General features: G+C 47.8%; 4 protein-coding genes. All 4 read left to right on the plus strand.

What is annotated here, in order from left to right; genetic code table 11:
• Positions 1 to 406 precede the first annotated feature (406 nt).
• A complete protein-coding gene (locus tag AC3A8L_RS18790) occupies positions 407 to 928 on the plus strand; it encodes a universal stress protein (RefSeq protein WP_487963813.1) in 522 nt (173 codons plus the stop codon).
• Between the two features lie 277 nt (positions 929 to 1205).
• Positions 1206 to 3854 carry a helicase-related protein gene (locus AC3A8L_RS18795; protein WP_487963814.1) on the plus strand — a complete coding sequence of 883 codons (2649 nt, stop codon included), beginning with the start codon at positions 1206 to 1208 and terminating at the stop codon, positions 3852 to 3854.
• Between the two features lie 109 nt (positions 3855 to 3963).
• The gene (locus AC3A8L_RS18800) at positions 3964 to 5574 is read left to right on the plus strand and encodes a response regulator (RefSeq protein ID WP_487963815.1); all 1611 of its coding nucleotides are present in this window, start codon (positions 3964 to 3966) and stop codon (positions 5572 to 5574) included.
• A gap of 53 nt (positions 5575 to 5627) precedes the next feature.
• Entirely contained in the window at positions 5628 to 6311 is a 684-nt protein-coding gene (locus AC3A8L_RS18805) for a sensor histidine kinase (RefSeq protein ID WP_487963816.1), read from the plus strand.
• Positions 6312 to 6482: the final 171 nt, after the last annotated feature.

Consider the following 6482-nt stretch of genomic DNA (forward strand, 5'->3'; position numbering starts at 1 on the left):
AGCAAGGCGCTTGAAGGGGCGCATACCGGGGTATGTAACGCTTTGAGCAACGCTGTTGAGGACGCAGGAGGCAAGTATTATTGGATAAAGTATTTTTTCCTCGGCCCTTAGGTCGCATCTATTAACGCTTTTTTTACGGTGTAATTCCATTTTTTTCTCTTAAGGAATCAAGCTTCCTCCTGTGTGCTTCCCGTGTGCGTTCTGAAATATTGATATGCAGTATCAGCAATAAATAGTGATGAGTAATGCATTGAGGCCATATGTTGCTCGTCGGTTTGAAAGAAGAAAGCATCACGATGATTTTGGTGACTGCTAGGCTAAATAAAAGAGCAAAAGAAAAGTTTCTCTTGCTTAGATGTTGAGTGGTAGGCCCTTGGCGTAAGTGCCTAAGGCAGTAGGGGCAGTAATGATTCAATCTATATTATATGCGAGTGACTTAGGTGCTTTAAGTGCCTATTCACTGGTTTATGTCGAGCAGTTAGCTCAGCAGTTCAATGCAAAAATTGTTGTGTTACACGTTGTACCGCCGATAGATGCATTGGCAGCTGCAGTGGTGAATAGTCGTTGTTCGGAGCAGACTAAAAATGAAGTGCTGAGTAATGCGCATGTAGATGGTTTGCTAGAAACAATTCGAGAGCAGGCTTTTGAGCGTCTTTTGGATGATGAGTTTGGAGTAGAGTTTAGCCGCTACCTGAGTGACATTGTGGTTAAAGCTGGGGCGCCAGCAAAAACAATTATTGAATATGCCAAAGAAAATGCATCCGACATTATCGTCATTGGCAACTGTAGTGATGGTGGTGGCGAAACGCCAGGTCTTGGATCGGTGGTGAGTAAAGTGTTGCAGCTGGCTCAAATCCCAGTGTTTATGGTGCCCTTAAGTGCAGTCTCTACTTTTCCTACGCCTCAAGCGTTAGATACAAGCCCCTAAACCTAAAAGCCGCAGTTGAACCATCAAAGTCTACGCATTTACTCAGTGCACCTAACGCGCGGCAAGGGAATATGCCTCTTTTTCATCCACAACTACGTTTTTTTAGGTTAAACCGAACCGTAAACCGCGTCACTTTACGCCATCGGTTGTTGTGCCTCTAGGCGTTAAAACTTACAATTGCGCCCCTTTCTTAATGCTGCAGTGTTTATGTTGCTTACAGTTTTTGTGGGTAAATGAGCGCGAACGGCTTATCTGGTTGGTGGTTTAAAACAAAATTATGTCTGAATTTGTACAGGGGCAGCGGTGGGTTGTCGATTCTGAGCCCGAATTAGGTTTGGGAATTGTGGTATCGATTGAGGCTCGCTCCGTGTCGATTTTTTTCCCGTTGGCAAATTGCGAGCGGATGTATGCTTTAGGGCAGGCGCCGTTGACACGTATCGTGTTTGCGCAAGATGACGAAATCACTTTGGCGGATGGCGAAAAGCACCGCGTGCTTGAAGTGAAAGACCATCAAGGCTTGATGATCTACGATATCGGTACAGAAGGCTTGATACCCGAGACGCAAGTTAGCGCAGAAATACAACTGAATCAGCCGTTTATGCGCTTAATGACAGGGCAGCTTGATAAGGCCAAGTGGTTTTATTTCCGTCGCGAGCTAGATGCTGCAATGGCAAAGGTGTGGGGCTCTCGTTTAAACGGTTTGTTGGGGGTTCGTGCTAGCTTAATACCCCATCAGCTGTATGTGGCGCACACCGCCTGCGATCGTGATCGCGTTCGGGTATTACTCGCTGACGAAGTTGGTCTGGGTAAGACGGTTGAAGCGGGCATGATCTTAAGTCGGCTACTGAAGTTGGAGCGAGCCAAGCGGGCATTAATCATCGTACCCGATGCGCTTCAAGTGCAATGGCTTGTCGAGCTCATTCGCCGTTTTAGCTTAACACCGGGTATTTATGATGGGCCGGGTTATGATTTTGAGCAGGGCCAGATTCATATTTTGAAGCAGTCCGCACTAGTGGAAGAGACCGAAAGCCTGCTCACCGCCGAGTTCGATGTTGTTATTGCCGACGAGGCGCACCACATTCAACCCAACACCCCGGGTTTTGAAGTGCTTCAGGCCCTTTCCGATTTATGTCTGCATATGGTCTTGGTTACCGCGACTCCTGAGCAGTTAGGTTTCGAGAGCCACTTTGCACGCTTACAATTGTTAGACCCCGATAAGTACACCAGCCTAGAGGCTCTTACACAAGAAGAGTCTGGCTATGCAGAATTGAATGGATTAATCCGAGACTTACCGGCAACGCGCGACGCATTGATTTCACGTTTCGATTTAGATGCTTCCCTCGATGACGATGCGCTGCTAGATCAGGTACTTGATTGCCATGGTGTGGGGCGTGTGATGTTCCGCAACGTGCGTGCATCGGTAAAGGGCTTTCCTGGTCGTCTGCCGCAAGCGCATAAGATTGGCGGCCCAGAATGGAAGGATCGTTTCGAGTGGTTGGCCCGGTTTTTAAAGGCTAACCCCGATGAAAAAGTCTTGGTGATTTGTCATGAGAAAATGCAAGTCATCGACTGTGAAAACTATTTATGGCAGAAACATGGTATTGACCCAGCGCTTTTCCATGAAGATATGGATCTGATTGAGCGCGATCGCGCCGCGGCCTATTTCGCAGATTTTGAAAAGGGTGCTCAGGTATTATTGTGCTCTGAAATTGGCAGTGAAGGGCGTAACTTCCAATTTAGCCATCACTTGGTCTGCCTCGATTTACCCGAAAACCCCGACATGCTAGAGCAGCGCATTGGGCGTCTTGATCGAATAGGTCAAACAAGCGATGTTAGCGTGCATGCCTTGATCGGCGCTGATGAAGCTGGCGAGCCTGATGAAAACGCTTTGCGTTGGCATTGGTATCACGAAGTGCTCGATTGTGTTGGGCGCCAAAATCCTGCTGCGGGCAGCGTGCACGAGCAGTGCTTCCCCGGCACGTTTGCTGATTTAACCGATTCAATAAAGCAAGATGCTAAGGTTCAGGTAGGCATACTAGAAGCTAAAATTCGCGATGGCCGTGATGCCTTGTTGGAGCGAAACAGCTGTCGGCAACCTTTGTCGAATGAGTTGGTTGAGCGAATCACTGAATTTGAGCAATCTACGCCAGTAGAGTTGGTTGAGCTGGCGAGTGAGCTTTTAAATTTCCATTTCGAGGATCTTGGCAATGGAACTTATTCGCTGATTCCTGCTGATAATATGCTGCTACCTTCGTTGCCGAGTATTCCGCCCGAAGGGTTTGAGGTGGCGTTCGAGCGAAGCGTTGCTTGTGTTCGGGAAGATGTCGTTTTTATGACATGGGATTCGCCCTTTATTAGCGGTTTGTGGGAGTTGCTCCATCACAGCGAGTTGGGTTCAGCCTGTGTTGCGCTGCTACCCAGTAAGCAACTGCCAGCGGGTAAGTGCTTGTTAGAAGCTTGTTTTGATGTTGTTGTGCAGTCTGAGTATTCCAGTGAATGCTTGCCGTTTTTGGATAGCTATTCTGTGCGTACTTTAACGCTGGATATCAGCGATAAAGATTTAGCGTCAGTACTGGGTGAAAGCCAATTGCAGCAGTCGTTAACGCATGTTGATAAAAAATTAGCGCGCAAGATTATTCAAAGCAAGAAATTGGAGATGCCGGCTTGGTATGCCAAGGCTGAGACTTTTTCTGAGGTTCATAAAGTGAGTCTTATTGAATCGGCTAGTGCCAAAATCACGGCTTTTTTCTCGCAAGAGAAAAATCGTTTAACGCAGTTGGCCAAAAAGAATCCGGCTATTGATATGTCGGAAGTTGATAGCCTCGCCAGTAAAGAGCAAAAGTTGCTGCACGCTTTAAACGCACAGACTCATTTACAGTTATCGGCTATACGTTTGATTGTAACAACCGAGCCAAAGGTGTTTTAGTGCCCATCGCGGCCATTGAAGGTTAATGCCCTTATTGGAAGTTGTGAAATAGCCTCCCATATTGCAACACCTTGACTACACTTAAGTGGTGATGAAAATAGGGGGCTGAATGGGCGGCTTTGCGTACGGTAATTTGCGGTTTTTGGTCGTGGACGACTTTAGCAGTTTCCGTACGACAATTAATGGCATGCTAAATTCACTGGGTGTGGCCAATATTCTAACGGCCAGCAATGGCCTCGAAGCGCTTGAAATTTGTAAAAACAAAAAATTCGATGTCATTTTGTGTGACTACGATTTAGGTGTCGGTAAAAACGGTCAGCGGGTGCTGGAAGCCATGCGACACCAAAAGCTTATAGATCGTGAATCCCTTTTTGTTCTTATCTCGGCAGATGTTTCTAAGCAGGCGGTTATGGCTGCCTACGATTGCACGCCAGACGACTACCTTGCAAAGCCGATTAATACCCAAATGCTTGAGCGGCGCATTGGCCGCCTGCTAGAGCAGCGTGAAGCCATGCGGCCGGCTTATCGCTGCCTTGATAAAGGAGAGCCCGAGCAGGCTATGGCAATACTAACGCGCATAGCCCTTGGTGGCGGCCGCGTTGCGCTTCCTGCGCAGAAATTCCTCGGTGAATTGTTTGTCGAATTTGAAGAGCTGACAAAGGCCGAAAAACTTTATCAGAAGGTGCTCGAAACAAAGCCCCTAGATTGGGCCCGGTTAGGCTTGGCGTATGTTCACCAGGCTAAAGGGCAGTTAGAGGCTGCGGGCGCGGCATTTAGTGAATTAACTAATCAAAACCCCTTGTATTTACCGGCTTACGACGGCATGGCAAGCAATTGGTTTTTGCGGGACGATACGGCTAAGCTGCAAGATGCCATCGCGCAATCGGTACTGGTTTCACCGATGTCCATTCTCAGGCAAAAAAATCTTGCCAATATCGCAGAAAAAAACGGTGACTACCCAACAGCCTTAAAGGCATTGCGTGAGTGTGTTCGTTTGGGTCGAGAGAGTTGCCATGGCTCGTGGGATGACGCATACCGCTTCGGGATGGCGACGGCGTCATCACCAGAGCCGGTGCTCGATAATAATAAAAGGTTGCCGCAAGAGGCGTTGGAAATGTTGTCGGATGCTACCCATCATTTTGATGTCGGTCCCGAACAGCTTCTCCGGCTACAATTTTTGCAGGGGCGTCTGCAATTTTTAGCTAAACATGCACTCGCGGGGCGTCAGGCGGTTGAAAAGGCGGAGCAGAGCTATGCCAAGTTGCCTCAGGATATCGAAACAGATATTGCGCGCGTAAAAGCACTGCAAACAATCGGCGATGCAGAGCGTGCCGATGAGTTGGTTCACAGCCTTATTCAGCATTACACCTACGACCAAGAGGCTTTAGAGCGCCTTGATGAGCTGCTTAACGAGCCTGTTAGTGAGGCGAATCGAGCGCTCGTTGCTCAGATTAACCGGGAGGGTATCGAACTTTATAATAGCGCTTTGTTTGACGATGCGATTACTTGCTTTGAGAGGGCGCAGGTTTTATTTCCAAGGCATATTGGTATTCAGCTTAATATCGTTCAGGCGCTTATCGGCAAAATAAAAGGTGGCGATAAGGATGTGCGAATTAAAATGGCTGCGGATAGCGCACTTAAGGCAATAGGGGAGTCTGTTGATGAAGAGCACTCTCAATTTTCACGCTATAAAAAATTGAATGCAATGTTCAATGCATAGGGGCAGTTGAGCTATGAGTGGCGCACTAACGGGTAGCCGAATGGGAGGGCTGTATGATTGAACCGAACGACATCGATTTTTCAACGGTGCTGGCGTCTAGCGTGCACGACATGAAGAACTCCGTCAGCATGCTAATGGCTTCTTTGCAGGAGGTGCTAGAGGGCATGCCGATAGAAAATACCGAGCAATCCCAGCAGATGAATACGCTGCATTACGAAGCTTCTCGAATTAATAATGAGCTCGTGCAGTTGCTATCTATTTATAGGCTGCAGCAAAAACGGCTACCTATGCATGTGGACCAGCACTTTGTTATTGATGTGTTGGAGGATCAGGTTGCGAGGAATCACCCTCTGATCGAAAGCCGAAACGTTGAGTTGGTGCTCGATTGCGATTCTGATTTAGAGGCCTATTTCGATGCTGACCTAGTGGGAAGTGTGATTCAGAATGTGCTCGTTAACGGTTGCCGTTACACGAAAAATAAAATCATGTTAGCGGCGCGGTCCGAAGAGGGCGTGCTGCGCTTAATGGTTGCGGATGACGGGGATGGTTTTCCTGCTGGGATGATGGATTACCCTGAAGAGTTACAATCAGGGAGCGGCGACAGTACCCAGCTTGGTTTGTATTTCGCGAGTATTATCGCTTCCATGCATAAATCTAAGCGTGGCGTTGGCCGAATTGTATTGCGCAATGGCGAGCCGCTGGGCGGGGGTGTTTTTGAGCTCTATATTCCCAATTGAAAGGTTAAAAAAACAGTCTAATTGATTGAATTATAAGCATATTTTGCGTTTTTAAGTTTTTTTACTAAAAATGTTTGACATGCCAAGCGCAGACTGTAGAATGCGCGACACTCCTCGGGTGGTTAGCTCAGTTGGTAGAGCGGCGCCCTTACAAGGCGTAGGTCACAGGTT

Source organism: Marinagarivorans sp. (genome assembly GCF_982758155.1).

Excerpts from the sequence above, each read along its gene's own strand:
- AC3A8L_RS18800 (WP_487963815.1), top strand. The coding sequence starts at position 3,964 with ATGGGCGGCTTTGCGTACGGTAATTTGCGGTTTTTGGTCGTGGACGAC.
- AC3A8L_RS18795 (WP_487963814.1), top strand. The coding sequence starts at position 1,206 with ATGTCTGAATTTGTACAGGGGCAGCGGTGGGTTGTCGATTCTGAGCCC.
- AC3A8L_RS18805 (WP_487963816.1), top strand. The coding sequence starts at position 5,628 with ATGATTGAACCGAACGACATCGATTTTTCAACGGTGCTGGCGTCTAGC.
- AC3A8L_RS18790 (WP_487963813.1), top strand. The coding sequence starts at position 407 with ATGATTCAATCTATATTATATGCGAGTGACTTAGGTGCTTTAAGTGCC.